Origin of the sequence: Collinsella bouchesdurhonensis, assembly GCF_900155365.1 — a bacterium.
Taxonomy (GTDB): Bacteria; Actinomycetota; Coriobacteriia; order Coriobacteriales; family Coriobacteriaceae; genus Collinsella; species Collinsella bouchesdurhonensis.
Genome location: NZ_LT699738.1, coordinates 172,365 through 188,793 on the forward strand (window position 1 = coordinate 172,365; position 16,429 = coordinate 188,793).

General features: G+C 57.7%; 16 protein-coding genes. 2 read left to right on the top strand and 14 right to left on the bottom strand.

Annotated features, from left to right (window positions below):
• Positions 1–90: 90 nt before the first annotated feature.
• The gene (gene gnd, locus BQ9843_RS01410; protein ID WP_407641404.1) at positions 91–1,158 is read right to left on the bottom strand and encodes a phosphogluconate dehydrogenase (NAD(+)-dependent, decarboxylating); all 1,068 of its coding nucleotides are present in this window, start codon (positions 1,156–1,158) and stop codon (positions 91–93) included.
• Between the two features lie 219 nt (positions 1,159–1,377).
• On the opposite strand from gnd, the gene ilvD reads away from it, so the two are divergent.
• Positions 1,378–3,030: a dihydroxy-acid dehydratase gene (gene ilvD / locus BQ9843_RS01415; RefSeq protein WP_040219802.1), complete on the top strand. Its 1,653-nt coding sequence runs from the start codon at positions 1,378–1,380 to the stop codon at positions 3,028–3,030.
• Positions 3,031–3,245: 215 nt separating this feature from the next.
• Here the strand turns inward: ilvD and BQ9843_RS01420 are convergent, their stop codons facing one another.
• From BQ9843_RS01420 to BQ9843_RS01475, 12 genes are all read right to left on the bottom strand, one after another.
• Positions 3,246–3,518, bottom strand: a complete 273-nt coding sequence (locus tag BQ9843_RS01420) for an HPr family phosphocarrier protein (RefSeq protein WP_022387646.1) — start codon at positions 3,516–3,518, stop codon at positions 3,246–3,248.
• A gap of 74 nt (positions 3,519–3,592) precedes the next feature.
• Positions 3,593–4,690, bottom strand: coding sequence for an iron-containing alcohol dehydrogenase family protein (locus BQ9843_RS01425; protein WP_022387645.1), 1,098 nt, complete (start codon positions 4,688–4,690; stop codon positions 3,593–3,595).
• Between the two features lie 80 nt (positions 4,691–4,770).
• Positions 4,771–5,430, bottom strand: a complete 660-nt coding sequence (locus tag BQ9843_RS01430; RefSeq protein WP_230205529.1) for a bifunctional 4-hydroxy-2-oxoglutarate aldolase/2-dehydro-3-deoxy-phosphogluconate aldolase — start codon at positions 5,428–5,430, stop codon at positions 4,771–4,773.
• Positions 5,431–5,498: 68 nt separating this feature from the next.
• Positions 5,499–6,668 (bottom strand): UxaA family hydrolase, encoded by a 1,170-nt coding sequence (locus tag BQ9843_RS01435; protein WP_075843588.1) that lies wholly within the window; start codon positions 6,666–6,668, stop codon positions 5,499–5,501.
• Positions 6,665–6,958, bottom strand: coding sequence for a UxaA family hydrolase (locus tag BQ9843_RS01440; RefSeq protein WP_075843589.1), 294 nt, complete (start codon positions 6,956–6,958; stop codon positions 6,665–6,667). The genes BQ9843_RS01435 and BQ9843_RS01440 overlap by 4 nt, the downstream gene beginning before the upstream one ends.
• A gap of 11 nt (positions 6,959–6,969) precedes the next feature.
• Positions 6,970–7,533, bottom strand: coding sequence for an STM3941 family protein (locus tag BQ9843_RS01445; protein ID WP_075843590.1), 564 nt, complete (start codon positions 7,531–7,533; stop codon positions 6,970–6,972).
• Between the two features lie 14 nt (positions 7,534–7,547).
• Entirely contained in the window at positions 7,548–8,273 is a 726-nt protein-coding gene (locus BQ9843_RS01450) for an HAD family hydrolase (RefSeq protein WP_075843591.1), read from the bottom strand.
• A 114-nt stretch (positions 8,274–8,387) separates the two neighbouring features.
• On the bottom strand, positions 8,388–9,377 hold the full coding sequence (locus BQ9843_RS01455; protein ID WP_075843592.1) for an NAD(P)-dependent oxidoreductase: 990 nt from the start codon (positions 9,375–9,377) through the stop codon (positions 8,388–8,390).
• 8 nt (positions 9,378–9,385) lie between these two features.
• Positions 9,386–9,877, bottom strand: a complete 492-nt coding sequence (locus tag BQ9843_RS01460; RefSeq protein WP_022387638.1) for a PTS sugar transporter subunit IIB — start codon at positions 9,875–9,877, stop codon at positions 9,386–9,388.
• 12 nt (positions 9,878–9,889) lie between these two features.
• On the bottom strand, positions 9,890–10,309 hold the full coding sequence (locus BQ9843_RS01465; RefSeq protein ID WP_022387637.1) for a PTS sugar transporter subunit IIA: 420 nt from the start codon (positions 10,307–10,309) through the stop codon (positions 9,890–9,892).
• A gap of 13 nt (positions 10,310–10,322) precedes the next feature.
• Positions 10,323–11,279, bottom strand: coding sequence for a PTS system mannose/fructose/sorbose family transporter subunit IID (locus BQ9843_RS01470; RefSeq protein WP_083647861.1), 957 nt, complete (start codon positions 11,277–11,279; stop codon positions 10,323–10,325).
• A 36-nt stretch (positions 11,280–11,315) separates the two neighbouring features.
• On the bottom strand, positions 11,316–12,104 hold the full coding sequence (locus tag BQ9843_RS01475) for a PTS mannose/fructose/sorbose/N-acetylgalactosamine transporter subunit IIC (RefSeq protein ID WP_075843593.1): 789 nt from the start codon (positions 12,102–12,104) through the stop codon (positions 11,316–11,318).
• Between the two features lie 557 nt (positions 12,105–12,661).
• Between BQ9843_RS01475 and BQ9843_RS01480 the strand changes: the two genes are divergently transcribed.
• Positions 12,662–13,510, top strand: a complete 849-nt coding sequence (locus BQ9843_RS01480; protein WP_075843594.1) for a MurR/RpiR family transcriptional regulator — start codon at positions 12,662–12,664, stop codon at positions 13,508–13,510.
• A 432-nt stretch (positions 13,511–13,942) separates the two neighbouring features.
• Here the strand turns inward: BQ9843_RS01480 and dnaX are convergent, their stop codons facing one another.
• The gene (gene dnaX / locus BQ9843_RS01485; protein ID WP_075843595.1) at positions 13,943–16,405 is read right to left on the bottom strand and encodes a DNA polymerase III subunit gamma/tau; all 2,463 of its coding nucleotides are present in this window, start codon (positions 16,403–16,405) and stop codon (positions 13,943–13,945) included.
• Positions 16,406–16,429 lie beyond the last annotated feature (24 nt).

Here is a 16,429-nt window from a genome sequence, read left to right on the forward strand (position 1 = left end):
CGCGGGGCGGCAACCACAAATACCTTTACGCTTACACCATTACGACGAGCGACGCGGTGTCGCCGCGACATCCGCGCCGCATTGCCGGTATTATTTAGTGTGAATCGCGTGCCCGCCAAAGCCGTTGCGCATCGCTGCGACCGCCTTGTTGGCAAACGAGTCCTCGATATGCGAGGCGTTGCGCGTCATGAGCGAAAGCGCAATCACAGGTACCGGGACCTCCAGGTCAAGAGCCGTCTCCACCGTCCACTTGGCCTCACCGCTCGCGTCCACCACGCCGCGGATGTCCTCCAAGCCGGGATGTTCACCAAGCTGCTGCTCCATAAGCTCCATAAGCCAGCTGCGAACAACCGATCCGCAGTTCCAGTTATGAGCGACGGCCTTGAGGTCGTAGTCAAAGTCGCTTGCCTCCATGAGCGCAAAACCCTCGCCGATCGCCTGCATCATGCCGTACTCGATGCCGTTGTGGACCATCTTCATGAAGTGACCGCTGCCCGCACGACCGGTATACAGCAGGCCGCCCTCGCACGACATGTCATCGAGCATGGGCTCCACATACTCATATGCGCTACGATCGCCGCCGATCATGAGGCAGGCGCCGTTGCGAGCACCGGACTTGCCGCCCGACGTGCCCGAATCCATAAAGCGGATACCGTGGGCAGCAGCCTGCTCGGCATGCGCCACGGAATCGTGATAGTTGGAGTTGCCGCCGTCGATCACGATATCGCCCTCATCGAGCATCTCGAACAGCTCGGCGAGTACCGCATCGGTAATGGGGCCGGAAGGGACCATGGCCCATACAACACGGGGAGTGCCGAGCGCAGAAACCAAGCCCGCCATGGAATCGACCGTCTCGATATCTTCGGCCTCGACTGCGGCGCGGGCGACCTCGCTCATGTCAAAGCCCACCACGCGATGCCCGCTGTCCCTCAGGTTCATCGCGATGTTTGCGCCCATCTTGCCCAGACCGACGATTCCGATCTCCATGCTGCCCGCCCCTTTTCCAACAAAGACCACACTACCAAACATAAGCCGGCGCGTCGTGGAGAGAAAAACGCACGCCGGCTCCCCCGTTATCACACCTCCGTACGCCCCATGCAAGGGTGAAACGTCGTCTTTTTTGCTTGCGGAATTGGTCAAACGTCTTATCAAGATCATTTTTTGAGCGCTCTTCGCAAAGTCTCGACAATTTATCGCGCCGAATTCGAAAAAATTTTTGTCTAATGGCGATAAAACGTTGCTAAAAACAGGGGGATTCGTCACTATATATAATGATGAAAGGCCGAAAAAATAATTTCGGCATTACTGTCGTTTGTTAACAGAAAGTCATGTTTGGCAACGCGGTTTATGAGAGAGAACCGCAAGAAGGGAGCAATCGTGACAAGAGCAATTGACAAACTCGAGCCGTTCCAGAGGGCCATTTCCAAGGCACACCTCGCCTCTGCAGGCGTAGCTGTCGATTCCCTCGAGAACCCCGACAAGCCGTTGATCGTTATCGCCAACAGCTGGAACGAGATCTGCCCGGGCCACGAGCCCCTGCGTCAGCTCGCTCAGGAAGTCAAGAAGGGCATCCTCGAGGCCGGCGGCGAGCCCATTGAGTTCAACACCATCGCCATCTGCGACGGCCTGGCACAGGGCCACGCTGGTATGCACTACAGCCTTCCCCATCGCGAGATCGTCGCCGACTCCTGTGAGGCCCAGATCATGGGTCAGAACTGCTTTGACGGCGTCGTCTACATGGGCAGCTGCGACAAGATCATCCCTGGCCTGCTTATGGCAGCCGCTCGCATCAACCTACCCGCAGCACTCGTAACCGCCGGCCCCTGCTATGACGAGGTCAAGCCTTCTTACTCCAAGAACCTGCGCGCCAAGTTCCTCCGTGGCGAGGCCACCGAGCGCGAGGTCATCGAGGGTACGCTCAAGTACTACACCGGCCCTGGCATCTGCCCGTTCCTGGGTACCGCCAACACCATGGGCTGCCTGGGCGAGGCCCTGGGCATGGAGGTTCCCGGCGGCGCACTGCAACCCGCTCCCTCCGCTCAGCGTCGTTTCATCGCCCGCCGCACCGGTGCCGCCGTCGTGGACCTGGTCCGTCGCGGCATCAAGCCGAGCGACATCATGACGCAGGCCGCCATCGACAACGCCGTGGCCGTCCTCGCCTCCATCGGCGGTTCCCTCAACGCCCTGCTGCACCTTCCCGCCATCGCCGCCGAGCTTGGCCTCAAGTGCACCTGGGCTCAGGTTGCCGAGGCTACCTCCAAGCTTCCCGTCGTCTGCAACGTTGTTCCCAACGGCGATATCTCCTGCGTGAACCTCTATAAGGCAGGCGGCATCCAGGGCGTCCTCAAGACCATTGAGGGCTCCATCGACACCTCCGTCATGACCGTCAACGGCCACACCATGGGCGAGAACCTTGCTCAGGTGGACGTCGAGAAGGACATCGACCGCTCCGTCATCCGCACTCAGGACGATCCCGCTTCTGTGGCAAACGGCATCCAGGTGCTCTACGGCAACCTGGCTCCCGAGGGCACGCTCGTCAAGACCTCTGCCGTTCCTGCCGATCAGCACACCTTCGACGGCCCGGCCATGTGCTTCAACAGCGAGGAAGAGTGCTTCGACGCCTATAACAAGCACGAGATTCCTGCCGGCACCGCCGTCATCATCCGCTACGAGGGTCCCGTGGGCGGTCCTGGCATGAAGGAGCTGCACCGCGTCACCGAGATCATGAAGGGCATCCCGGGCTCCGCCGTCATCACCGACGGTCGCTTCTCCGGTGCTTCGGGCGGTCTTTCTGTGGGCTACCTGTGCCCCGAGGCCGCTGAGGGCGGCAACATTGCCCTTATCCAGGATGGCGACATGGTCCACATCAACCTTGCCGACAACTCCATCAACTTCGATATCACCGACGAAGAGCTGGAGCAGCGTCGCGCCAACTGGACGCCCGTCGTGCACCCCGTGCCCGGCAAGCTTCTCAAGCGCTACCAGAAGATGGTCGGCCCCGCCAAGGACGGCGCTCTGCTGAGCTGCTAATCGCCAGCGATTACAACGTTTCCCCCTAGCAAAGCCCGGAAGGCCAAGGTCTTCCGGGCTTTCTTCATGGGACGATAGATTGTAGGGTCGATAGATTCTGGGCATCTATTGCAGGACGCGAAAGACAATACACGCTCGCATTCCCAAACAAAATGAGGCCCCGCACCAATTGGCGCGAGGCCTCATTGCGAGACTCATATAAGAGTGCGCGAGAACTACTCGCCGCAACCACCCTTGACGAACTCGACGAGAGCGGCCACAGCCTCCTTCTCGTCCGCGCCGTCGGCAGCGATGGTGATCTCGGTGCCGCAGGTTAGACCCTGGGTCATGAGGTTCAGAACGGACTTAGCGTTCACGCCGTCGCCCTCGGCGTCGGACTTCTTGACGGTGACGTTGGACTGGAAGCCAGCGGCCATCTTGGAGAACTGGGAAGCCGGACGGGCGTGGATGCCAGTAGCGTTCACAACGGTAACGTTCTCAGAATACATTAATGCCTCCTATTGGATTGAGCAGAGGTCGGCGCCAACGCAGCGCGGGCTCTACCTAATGACAAGGTTTTATATTACACCATCTCGCGCACGGCCTCGTGCAGACGCTGACGATCTGCCGGATCTGTGCTGTTGTAGTGACGGGAGTTCACAATGTACTCCTCGATCGTGTTGAGGTTCTCCTCGGTGGGCTCGATGCCAATCTCGCCAAGGGTCAGCGGCAGGTCCATCTTGCGCATGAACTCGCGCAGCTCGGCCTCCTTCTCCTGCAGGCCATTGAAGTACAGCTGGCAGAACAGGCCGATAGCCACGATCTCGCCGTGGATGGCGTCGGCAGCCTCGTGGGTGAAGTGGGTGCGCACGCCGTCATAGATGACGTGAGCGAGCTCGGACTGACGGAAGCTCTTGGTGGTGTTGGCGATAACGCCGGTGGTGATCACGTTGAGGAAGGCAACGTCGCCGAGGGTCTTGGTGCACTTGCCCTCGCGGTTGTCGGCAATGGCCTGCTGACCATAGGTATGCAGCACGTCATAGACGTAAGCGGCCATGTTGAATGCGGTGTAGACGTCGATGGGGTTCTCGTCGATATGCATCTCGGGACGACCGTTGAGCATCTCGATCTTCTTGGCCATAGCGTCCATGATGCCGGCGGCGTTGTAACGAATCGGGCACGCAGCGATAACGTCGAGGTCCATGTAGACAGCGTCGATCTCGTGGTCAAAGCGCCAGGAGGTCTTCTTGCCGCCCTCAGGCGTGTACATAACGCTCATGCAGGTGAAGGGAGCGCAGGTAGAGGCAGAGGTCGGGATGTTGACAGTGCCCAGCCCAGCGGTCTCACCAGTGGCCTTGGCAAGGTCCATGATCTTGCCGCCGCCAACGCCGACGATTTCCTCGGCGCCAAAGGCGTGGGCCTTCTCGGTCAGCTCGTCAGCAGCCTCGTTGGAGCACCAGCCGGTCCAGATCTCGAGCTGATAGTCGACGCCAGCCTCCTTCAGCGCAGGCTCAAGCTGATCTTTGACGGCATCCCAGGAACGAGGGCCGGCAACGATGAGCACCTTCTTGCCAAAGCGAGCGATCTCCTCGCCCAGCTGCGGAAGCAGGCCCTGCTCAGCACGCACACGACCGGCGCCAAACTTGATAGCGGTATCCAACTTGGGTTGATTGCTGCTCATTGAAATCCCCTTTTCCGTGTAGCAACCATATCTTCAGCGCTCAAAAGGCGCTTCGAACACGCGTGAATAAGACGATGGTCCTAGCCGCGAACCTTCTTGACCACAGCAGCGGCCTCGGCGGTCATTTCCTCGACCTTGGAGAAGTCGCCATCGGCAAAGAGAGCGGGCTTGACCATCCAGGTGCCACCAGCGGCAATGATGGACTTGGAGCCCAGGAACTCGGGCAGGTTCTCGAGGTTCACGCCACCGGTGGGCATGAAGCGATGACCAACAAAGACGGCAGAGAGCGTCTCGGTAGCCTTGAGGCCGCCGTAGAGGTTTGCCGGGAAGAACTTGGTGATGTCAAAGCCGCGGTTGATGAGGTGCGTAAGCTCGGCAGGAGTGACAGCGCCCGGGATCAGGTTGACCTTGTTCTCGAGGCAGTAGTCGATGATGGCGTCGTCATAGCCCGGAGAGACGATGAACTTGGCACCGGCCTCGACTGCACGCTTGCACTGCTCGAGATTCACCACGGTACCGGCACCGACGAGGATATCGGGGCACTTCTCGGACATCTCACGGATGCAATCGGCAGCAGCAGCGGTGCGGAAGGTCACCTCAGCGGCGGGAAGACCGCCCTTGACCAAAGCGTTGGCCATGGGAACAGCATCCTCAACCTTCTCCAGCACAACGACAGGCACAACGGCCGTCTTCTCAAGCTGCTCGTAAAAACCGTTCTCTTTCATGTACTCGGTCGACATATCGATTTCCTCTCTCTTCATGTCGAACTTATAAATAAACATATATGCCGCAGGCCTAGACCCAGGCATTAGGGAATGCAGGTACACCACACTTCCTGGTTGTGGAAGATGGAGAAGTCGTCAAAGCCCAAACGCTCCGCCGCAGGCTCAGCGCCATCGCACACGTCTTCGAGCATCCGATAGAGGTGATCGCCCAGCTCGGCGATGGTTGAGGTTCCCTCAACAGCACCCGATGCATCAAAGTCAATGTTGTCGCTCATGCGCGCGTAGGTTTCGCAGTTGCCCGTAACCTTGATCACGGGGATAAGCGGGTTGCCGATCGGCGTTCCACGGCCCGTAGAGAAGATAAGCACCTGAGCGCCACCGCAGGTCATGCCCGAGACAGATTCGATGTCATAGCCCGGGGTATCCATGACGGTAAGGCCGCTCTCGGTCGGACGTACGCCATAGGGAACCACCTGGGTGATGGGCGTAGTGCCGCCCTTGCTGATGCCGCCCAGAGCCTTCTCCTCCAGCGTGGAGAGGCCGCCTTTCATGTTGCCAGGCGAAGGATTGGCACCGCGCACGTCTACGCCGGCCTCAACAAAACTTTGCTCAAGCCCGTGGACGATCGTATAGATATCATTCGCAACCTCGGGCGTAGCCGCACGAGAGGCCAAGATGTCTTCGGTACCGATAAGCTCGGTTGTCTCGCCAAGCATTACGGTACCACCCGCAGCTACGACCTTATCGCTAACGACGCCGATAACAGGATTGGCGGCAAGTCCGCTCGTTGCATCGGATCCACCGCAATTGGTCCCCAACAGCAAGTCGCCAAGCTCCATAGGCTCGCGCTCGACCTTCGAGGCATCTTCAACAAGCTTGCGCGCAATCTCAACGCCACGCTCGAGGGCACGCACGGAACCGCCACAGTCCTGGATGGTAATGACCTCGAGAGGCTTATCGCTCACCTGACGAATCTCGTCGGCAAGCTCGTAGGGTTTGGTGGTCTCGCAGCCAAGGCCGACGATTAGCGTACCGTAGACATTGGGGTTGAGTGTAAGGTTAAACAGGCAACGGCGCATAATCGCGCGACCGGAACCAACCTGGCCGCACCCCTTGGAGTTCTCGAGCGCCACGGCACCCGGAACCTGGTCCGCAATCTTGCGCACCATCATGTTGGCGCATCCCACGGTAGAAAGAATCAGGACATGGTTACGAATACCAAAACGGCCATCGGGCCTGCGATACCCCTTCATCGTTCCACCCCTGTCTTGATGCTCTCGATATTGTGGATATGCACGTAATCGCCGCGCTTGATAGGCGCTGTAGCCTCACCGATAACCTGACCGTACTTATGCACGATGTCATGAGCCGCCATATTGCGCAGGGCGATTTTGTGGAACCGAGGGATGTCGTGCGAAGAGATGAGCTCCTCCACGGCCTCTCCCTGCTTGGTCTCGACGGCAACCGTGTCGCCCGCACAAACCGCTTCGATCACGGTCGCGACGTCGTCGGCTTCCGCCATAAGCAGCGCACGTTTTGCCATCTTGAACCTCCTTAGAATTTCTTTCCGAGCTTTGCCAAAGGATCTTCGAAATCGACAAATTGAATCTCGCCATTAAGAGCAGGGATCGTCTCCTTCATCCACTCAAAGGTCTCTCGAATATCCTTGCGAGCAACCCACAAGCCGGAGACCTCGAGGGCATAATAGGCTTTGTTGTCGTTGGCAGCGAGCTGCTGGCGAATTTCGGGCGTAATGTTCTCAAGCTGGTCGGCTGTCTTGTATCCCACGATATTGAGCATCAAGTCGTTACTGTTGGCAGCTTTGAGGCCCACGCTCACCAGCTGGTTCCACGGAAGCGTGATGATATCTTCGGGCTTGGAGTAATCGGTCACACCGTTCTCGTCAAAAACAAACAGCGGCTTGCGGTTGAGCATCTTGCGAAAGGTAAAGACAAATGCCGCGGCTATAACCACGTCGATCAAAACGCCAAAGACCTTCAAAATCAACAGGTTGGACTGCGTGAAGACGAGCGCGCTCACGGCGACGGCAATCAGCACATAGGAAACCATGATCATGATGGTCTTTCTGATGCTGGTATAAATCTCGCGTTTTTCCATGTCCAAAACCTCGCTTACTGCCGCACCGAACGGGCTTTCTCCAGGTATCCGATAACGTCATTAAGCGTATCAAACGACACATCCGCAGTCGTGCGAACATCATCAACGCTCATAAGGTCGATAAGGATCGGGAAACCGGTATCGACCGAACCGGCAAATGACAGATCGTCGTACACGAATCCTGACACGAAACCGCCCGCATTCGCGGCGGTGATACCTGCCAGTCCGTCTTCGAGAACCAAAGCATGCTCGGGCTCAACACCCAAAAGCGTCGCTGCCCTGAGGAAGATCTCTGGGTCGGGCTTGCCTCGTTCCACCTGGGAGCCATCGACGATATTCGTAAACTCGTGGAGCAGGTACTCACTCTCGAGATACGAATCAATGGTCTGCCGGGTGGAAGAACTCGCCAGCGCAAACGGAATGTCACGCTCATGCAAGTAACTCAGAAGAGCAAGGAGGCCGGGGCGTTTGCCAACGCGGCCCCCTTGCGCCTTGCGAATGGAAGCCTTTTGCTCACGTAAGTAGGCACGCCAGGCTCGAACATCCTTGTCCTGCCCGTACATGCGCTGCATCTGCGCGGCACAGTCTTCTTCCACACGTCCCGTCAAATTAAGGTGCATTAGCTCATTCATCTGGAAACCAAAATGAAGTGCGGTGCGGATAAAAGCCCGCATAGCAATGCGCTCGCTATCAAAAACGAGACCATCCATGTCGAATATAACAGCATGGATTGAGCGCATTTTCCCTCCAAATTTCGATTTTGATGGGGCTAATTACGAAATAATTTCGATTAATTTCGAAATTAAAATCCGCATCCCCCAGCCGGGGCCAGGAGATGCGGATGTCAATGCACCTTACGCAAGCTTGGTCTTGGCGTTAACCGGAGCCTCGCCGTTGACGAAGCGCTCAACGTCACCCACGCACTTCTCGCCCATGCCGCGCAGGCCTTCCTCCGTGTAAGCGGAGATGTGCGGGCAAACGAGAACCTGAGGATGGTTGAAGTACGGATCGTCGGGCAGCGGCGGCTCGTCGTGCATAACGTCAATAGCCAGAGCCTTGACCGTACCGTCCTCGAGAGCAGCAAGCATAGCAGACTGATCGATGAGGTCGGCACGAGCGTTGTTGACGACGTAGCAGCCCTTCTTCATCTTAGAGAACACATCGGCGTTCAGGATGTGGAAGGATGTGGGGTTAAGGTCGGCGTTGAGCGTCAGGACGTCGCAGTTGGCAACAACCGTGTCGACATCGGTGTACTCAAACGGAACGCCAAGCTTAGCAGCCCAGTCATCATGATGAACGGGATCGCAAGCAAGAACCTTCATGTCGTAGCCACGAGCGAGGATCTCGACAACGCGAGAGCCGATGTTGCCGCAGCCGATGATGCCCAGGGTCTTGCCCGACAGACCGTTACCGACGAAGCTTGCACGCTCAGCCCAACGGCCCTCGTTGGCGGCGACATGGGAATCGCTCACGCGACGCATGGCATCGAGCAGGATGGCGACGGCACCCTCGGCGACCGGATCGCGCTCAACGAGCGGGGAAACGGTCGTGACGAGGCAGCCAGCCTCTTCGGCAGCGGGGATATCGATGTTGTTGTAACCGATACCGTGACGGGAAAGCAGGACAAGATCACGCTTGTTCTCGAAGAACTCCTTGTCGAAGAACGGAGTCACCGAAGAGATGACAACGTTAAAGCCCTCGAGAGCCTTAGCGAGCTCAGCACCACAGCACGTGCCGGCAACGCGGACGCGCTCGACCTCGCCGATCTTGCGGAGACGATCCATCTGATCGGGGAAACGGGTGCCGAAGGAAGAAGAGTTAACGATTGCGATACGGTAATCCATGTTTTGAACTAGCCCATCTTTGCGAGTGCAGCGGACAGAGAAACGTTTTCAGAAGAAGGAATCTTCTGGAAGTAGACCTTGACGCCAGCAGCGTCGAGAGCCTTGCAGAGCTCAGCGTCGTCCTTGGAAAGACCAACGGACTCGATGACCTTCGTGGTGCCGGGCTTGATGGCGATGCCACCAACGTTCAGCTCCTTGATAGGCACGCCGCCGTCAACGGCCTTCTTGGCGTACGCGATGCTCTTGAAGATCAGAGCAACATTGTCGTTGCCGAACTGGTTCTTGTTCCACTCGTCAACGATGGAATCGGAAGAGAAGACCTTGATGGCGAGGCCGCCCGTGGACTGGGTGGACTCGTAGATCTCCTTCATGAACTCATCAGCAGCGGTGGCGTCATCGATGACGTAGGCGGCGTTGGTGCCATGGCCCTTAGTCCAGACCTGCATGACCTGGCCGTGAACCAGACGGTCATCGACGCGAGCGAGGGTGATTTCTGCCATGTTTAGTACTCCTTAGGCTTGTGCGTGCTTCTTCTCAGCATGGTTGATCAGCCACATACCGTTCTGGCCCTCGGCGAAGGCGCTCTCGGCAAGCTCCGAGTCCTCCTGGAAGGTCAGGCCGGAGATGGCAGCGATCAGCATCGGCATGTTGACACCGACGAGTACGTCGCAGTCGACCTCCTTGAGGCACGTCATGAGGGCGACGTTGCTGGGGGAGCCACCCATGAGGTCAACCATGACCACGGTGTGGAACCCATCAGCCTCGTTCTTCTTGACGATCTCAAGAGCCTGAGCATGGAGCTCGTCAACGGACTGACCAGGGATCAGACCAAGAGCTTCAACGTTCTCCTGCTCGCCCATGATCATCTCTGCGGACTTCTTCAGCTCGATGCCAAAGAGACCGTGCGTAATGATAAGAACCTTGTTCAGCATTCCGAGTAACTCCTTAGAGAAGGCCGATGGCACCGAGGACGATCAGGATGGCGGTGAAGCCAAGCATGGCCTTGGTAACCTTCATGCCCTGCTTCTGGAAGAAGAAGAACAGGCCCAGAACTGCGCACAGCGGGAGGATACCGGGCAGGATGCCGTCGAGGATGCCCTGGAGGTTGAACGCCTTACCAGACATCTCCCAAGCGAGCGGGGTGGACAGAGTAACGTACTTAGCAGCCATGATACCCATCATGAACAGACCCAAAACACCAAGGGCGTTGATAATCGACTTAATCTTGCCGCCCTTCATGATCTCGAGCGCGGCACGACGGCCCATGGTGTAACCCATCTTGGTGAACAGGAAGCCGTAGATAAAGGTTGCGGTAGCAAAGCAAACGAACGGCAGAACGGCGCCGAGCCAGCTGCCCTCCTGGGCCATACCCAGGAACAGGGCGATGAAGATGTACTGGACGGTACCGGAGTCGATGGAGTCGCCAATACCAGCGAGCGGGCCCATCAGACCGATCTTGGTGTTCTGGATCATGGAAGAATCGATAGCACCATCAACGTCGCCCTCGTTCAGAGCCTTAGCGCGCTCCTCCTCGAGAGAGACGGTGATACCGGAGATGATGCCACCGCCCCAGACAGCCTGGGTGTTGAAGAACTGAAGGTGACGCTGATAAGCCTCGCCGAGCATGATGGGGTTCTTGTAGAGCTTCTTCAGAACCGGCATCAGGCCAAAGGTGAAGGCAGGAGCAACCATGCGGTCGAAGGAGTGCGGGACCTCGTTTGCCCACCACCAACGGAACCAAACCTTAAGCAGGTCCTTCGTGGTGATCTCCTCGGGCTTGTTCTCCTCGCCCAGCATCAAACGGGGATCGGCGACGATCTGGCCGTCCTCGTTGAGGTAATCGTGATAATCCTGAGAAAGCGGGGCCTCAGCCACAGCTTCGTTCAAAATCTCTTCGCTCATGCGTATTCCCATCCTTTCTTTAATCTAGAAGGGTCGTTACTCAGCGGACTTCTCGGTGAGCTGCTCGTAGACAACAGCGATGATCACGCCGATGATGGCCCAGAAGATCATCGGAACGCTGAAGCTACCCTTGACAGCGGTGAGCTGCGTGTTGAGCATGTTGGCGAACACCTGCATGAAGTAGGCCAGGAAGAAGAACGGCAGCAGCTTGCGGTTGCCGATGACGTGCATGGTAATGGCGATACCAAGAGCGGCAAGGCCGCCACCGACGGTGCTGAGCACGTGGAGCACGGGGCCGTTGGAGATGGTGTCCATGAAGCCGGAGACCACGGGAGCGCCGAGGTACAGAGCGACGAACATCAGGGGCACGAACAGCACGAAGGAGAAGATGGTGGGCATAACGCCGATCCACATGGCAAGACCCTTGGAGTCAGCCTTGACGGCGCAGGCATCCATCTTGGTGACCGCGAACGTGTTCATGAAGAAGCGGAGCTGATACAGGTAGCTGCCCAGCAGGCCGACAGGCACGGCGATGGCGACGGCGGCCTCAGGCTTGAGGTTACCGACGATAACCGTGGAAACTGCCATCGCAGAAGCGATGCAGGGCTCGGACGGCATAGCGCCACCGGGGGCGACAACGCCCATATAGATAAGCTGAATGGTTGCAACCGTGGTCATTGCGAGGGGCATGTTGCCCAGAACAAGACCAACCACGAAACCCGCCATCAGCGGCGAGAAACGCATGGTAAGGGTTGCGTAGCCGAGGGCACGCGACTCGACTGCTGCGACGAAAAGTGCAATCAGCAGTGCTTGAACGACACTCATTGGCTCTTCCTTTCTCTCCTCTTTCTAGGACCGGATCCTCTTTAACCCGATCCTTCTTCCACGAAGCTCGACACTGCGCCAACAGCCAAACTCCGTGCCTTTCGAAAAAAATTTTATGGTCAAACACGATTCATTCATATCTTTATTTTTGATTTTCCGGCGAACGGTATATAACACATCGTTCACATAATTCTTCTTGAAGGTGAACGGTTATGGATGTATATTTTTGGTTTTGCGTGTTGAGTGCTTTTTGAAAAAACATTTTTTGTTTTTTCTTTCGGAATTCTTTTCGTTCCATGCCTCAGGTTTCTTTCGCTCACGTTTTATCGATGGGCCGACCCCTGTGGCAATCATTGTCATAAACCCCCTTTATCCATTATTACCTGCTAATACTGTTGGTAATAATCGCGACAAGTCACTGCATTTGTATAAAAGTGAACACCGTTCAATTACCCGGGATGCTTCTCATCGAAAAATATTTGCCGATGAGATGCTTTCTTTTGATTTCGGTCTACACTGCAGAGTGAGAAATAAGTTTTTTCTAACCAGGAGCACCGATGGCCGACGCCGTACTTCTAAAAATCAAGTCTCTCATGCCCAACCTCTCCGCCAAGGAGCAAAAAATCGGGCGTTTTATTCTTGACGACCCACGCGCAGCATCGCGCATGACCATTTCCGAGATGTCCAGCACGCTCGACATCGCCGATTCGACGGTCTTTAAGTTCACGCGAAGCCTGGGGTACAACGGGTTCCGTGACTTCCGCAACAATTTGCTTTCCGAAGAATTCGACCCCGAGATCTCGATTCACGAAAACGTTCGCCCCAACGACAGCTCCCTCGACATCGCAAAGAAGGTATTCCATTCCTCGGCGACTTCACTTTCCGACACGCTCGCGATGATTCGCGAGGACGATCTGGAGAAGGCGCTGCAGTTTTTAACGAGCGCGCGCATCGTCTCGTTCTACGGTTGCGGCGAATCGGCAGTCGTAGCGCTCGACGCTTACCAAAAGTTTCTGCGCTCCCCCATCAGCTGCCACTTCATCATGGATTCGCACATGCAGCTCATGCATGCCTCCCTCACGCAACCGGAAGATTGTGCCTTTGTAGTTACCCACACAGGTGTTACCAAAGAGATGCTCGCCATCGCGCGCATGGTCAAAAGCGCGGGCGGCAAGGTTATCGTGATCACGAGCTACCCCAATGCGAAGATCTCCGAATATGCCGACGTGACGTTTGTCTCGACCTCCGAGGAAACGGGCTATCGCTCCGAGTCGCTCTCGAGCCGCTACCCGCAGCTCGCCATCATCGACTCGCTCTACACCACGTTGATGTTTCGCAACCCCAATGCTTCCGAATCCTTGAGCCGAATCCGCACGATCATCAGCACCACCAAAGAGGACCATTAAAGGCAAGGGTCAAAGGGCAAAGTGCAAAGGCAAGGGGCAAAGGCGCTTCTTTCACATTTCGCTTATACGCGCCCCCGGCAATACTTTCTTCGCCCCTTTTTGGAACGAGACCGTCATCTGACTCCTCGCTTCAAATGAGTGGCGGAAATTCGCTCGTTCCCGAGATGGGTGGCGGAAATTCGCTCGTTTACGGGGCGTTTTCCTCTCCCAAACGTATGCAGAACCGCCACTCGTTCGAAAACGAATGAAAAGCCGCCGATTATCAGAGGTCGGTGCGGCGGAAAAGAAGAACAGAACCGCCACTCATTCACGGCAGTAGGAAAAGAATAACGAAAACCGCCACTCATTCACGGCAGCACGTTGCTTATGAGCGCGCCCGGCCATGCTCGATGCATAGCCGGGCGCGATTTTATCGTTCGCTATATCGTTCGCTTAATTGTCGACGGGCTTGAAGACAACGCCCTCGCCAAAAACGCTGTTGAGCAGGTTTTTGCCCTCCTCGACGGTCTGCGGCGTCAGGTTTTGCTCCATCACGTTGCCAAACGGGCTCGCGGCAAAAGGCGAACTCGGCGCCGGAGTCGAGCGCACCGGCTCGACGGCGGGCACAGAAACAGACGTCTCATCAACCTGAGGCGACGAAGCGGGTTCGGCAGGCGCCGGTGCGGGTACTGCAAAAGGCGAAGCTGCAGGGTCGGAGGCGGGCTCTTGGAAGGGAGGCTCCTCGGCGTCGGCCTCGCCGATCATGGCATCGTCATAGGGAACCTGCTCACCTTCCCAAGGGGCACGCTCGTCGGTATCGCTTGTCGGAACCGCACCGGAGGCCACGGTCTCTGTAGCAGGAGCAACCGCGGGCGCAATCGGCTGCGAAGCCGGAGCCGGCGTTGCAGGGACTGCGTGAGCAGCGCTCGAAGCGGGCGGCTGGAACGGCGATCTTGACGCGACGATGGCGGGAGCAGCGGACCCAGCGGCTGGGGCAGCGGGCTCAGCGACAGGCGGCACCGGATGCTCGAATACCTCGGGCACAGGAGCGGAAGCGGGCGCAAGATCTTGTTGGGAAGGCGCCGCGGACGTCGGCTGCGGCGCAGGCGCGCCGGGCATTACATACTCGACGGTTCGCGAACCGAATACCTCGCAAACCACCGGCACGATAGCCTCGCAGGAATCTGCTCGCTGCAACATCTTCATGGCAAAGACGGAACCCGCAGGAAGCTCAATGGTCAAACGCAATCCATCATCGGACTGCGCGCGAGCATGGAGCAGCAATGCCCCGCGCGAAGCCTTTTGCGCCGTCACGCGCTTCACAACCTCATTCCATTTGCGTTGAAGATCGGACTGGTCTTCCACGGCAGGGGTCTTGGGGGCGTCGGCGACGGCACGCTTTGCCACCGTAGATTGCTGTGGCGCCGACTTTGGAGCGGATCGCCCTAAAGCAGGGGCGGGTGCGGGGGCAGCCTTGTGCGCTGGCTGCGCTGCAGATTGTGAAGCAGAAGACGCCGGCCGATGTGCAGGCGCGGTGGGAACCGAGAAGGCGGATCGTTCTTGAGACGCAGATGCGGCTTTTGGCGCCGTCTGCGTCAAAGCGGGCTGAGGCGCAGGCGTCGGATTGTTCCAAGGCGCCGCCGTATTCGAAGTCGGCCTGTTCGCCGACGCAGCAGCCTGCGGCACCGCCTTCTGTTCACGATTCTGCGCAGAAGACGAAGTAGCGGGAGCCGCAAAGGAACCAGAGGACAGCTTTGTCTCAAGCATGTCCAAGCGCTCGGCCAAAGCCTCGAGCGTCAAATCGCTCTCGGGACGCGAAAGACGCGTGAGGGCGATCTCGAGCACCAGACGCGGATCGGAAGCATTGCGCATCTCGATAGCGGCATCATCCAGCACGGTAAGAATGCGCGCAAGGCGATCGGATGTCTCGAAGCAAGACGCCTCCTCGCCCAAGGCGGGAATGTTCTCTGGGGGGCAATCAAAAAGTTCGGGAGCGGTACCCGCCACGCGCGCCGTGTAGACATCACGCATGTGCGAGACAAGATCGCGTGTAACCTCCAGCAAGTCGTTTCCCTCTTCGACCTGCGTGCGAACCAGTCCAAAGAGCGTCGCAACATCGCGTGTGGCGATACCCTTCGAAAACTGCGCGAGAATCGCGCCCGAAGCCTCGCCCAAAAGGGAGCGAGCATCGCCCACTCGCACAGCACCGTCGCCAAAAACAGAAAGCTGCTCCAAGGTGGAAAGAGCATCGCGCATGCCGCCGCGGGCATGGCGGGCAACGATCTGCAAAGCTTCTTCGTCGCACTCAAAGCCCTCCTGCTCACACACGTAATGTAGGCGGCCCTCGATATCCTCCATCGAGATGCGGTGGAAATCAAAACGCTGGCAACGGGAAAGAATCGTCTCTAAGATCTTTTGCGGATCGGTGGTGCATAGGATAAACACCACATGCGCAGGCGGTTCCTCAAGCGTCTTGAGAAGAGCATTAAACGCCGCCGGCGAGAGCATGTGGACCTCGTCGATGATATAGACCTTGTAGGCGCCGCGCACAGGGGCGAAGCTCACCGAATTGATAATCTCCTCGCGCACATTATCGACGCCGGTGCGCGAAGCCGCGTCGAGCTCGTAGACATCGGGGTGCGTCCCCGCGGCGATAGCCTCGCACTCAGGACATGTTCCGTCGGGCATGCAGCCCGATGCGCCCTGGGCACGAGCCCCTTCTGCCTGCTGACACAACAGGGCTTTGGCGAGAATGCGCGCCATGGTGGTCTTGCCCGTGCCGCGCGGGCCGCAGAACAAGTACGCATGCGACAGACGACCCTCCGCCACCGCGTGCTCAAGCGTCGACACGATATGCCGTTGCCCCACAACGGAATCAAAGGTGAGAGGGCGATATTTTCTGTAGAGCGATTCCATGGGTGCTCCTCAACTCAAATGATT